The following is a 733-nucleotide window of genomic DNA, read 5'->3' as shown; positions in this document are numbered from 1 at the left end:
CGGCTCACAAGGTCCCCCACCCAGGTCGCCCAGGAAGGCCGCCAGGGTTAAATCCCACCTGAGCCGGCGCGCTGGTCGCCGGCTTGATCGATCCCCACTTGCTGATCGGAAGGGCTTGGCGCCAAGACGCGCCGGAGCACTTGCCGTCGCCGTTTCGAGCACAGCGATGGTCGCAACCTCACCCGAGGAAGCGATAGCGACCCTTCCCAGAATGTAGATATGGCGCAGCCCGGGCTTGCGGCAAGCCCCTGGCCATGGCGTATCAACGCTGCTCCGAAAAACCCCGACGGAGCATGGAATGCGGATCTTGTTATCGACTTACGGCTCACGCGGCGATGTCGAGCCATTGGCGGCGCTGGGCGCGGCCTTGCAGGCGCACGGCGTCGAGGCCAAGGTGAGCGCGCCAGCCGACGCGGAATTCACCGCTCTCCTGGCTCGCGCCGGCGTGCCGCTGGCGCCGGCCTTCGCGCCGGTGCGCGAATGGGCGAAGGAAATGATCAACCGGTCGCGATCGGCCTCGCCCGAGGACCGGGCCAGACTCATTTCCGGCCAGGCAGCCGAGATCGTCGCCAGGCAATATGAGGCGCTGAGCGCGGCTGCCGAAGACTGCGACGCCGTGGTGGCGTTCGGCCTCTTCCCGTCCTGCGCCGCCGCGCGGCTGGTCGCGGAACAACGCGGCATGCGTTACATGCTCGGCACGTTCTGCCCCATCTGGCTGCCCTCCCCGCACAAT

1 protein-coding gene is annotated in these 733 nt (G+C 67.7%); it reads left to right on the top strand.

Going from position 1 to position 733, the window contains the following annotated elements; translation table 11 throughout:
• Positions 1 to 298 precede the first annotated feature (298 nt).
• On the top strand, positions 299 to 733 hold a 435-nt coding region (locus tag EOD07_RS36405; RefSeq protein WP_206519674.1), incomplete at its 3' end, for a glycosyltransferase.

It is taken from the genome of Mesorhizobium sp. M2C.T.Ca.TU.002.02.1.1 (genome assembly GCF_003997225.1).
The sequence above is the reverse complement of the archived record's forward strand: the minus strand, read 5'-3'. Positions and strand labels throughout refer to the sequence as shown.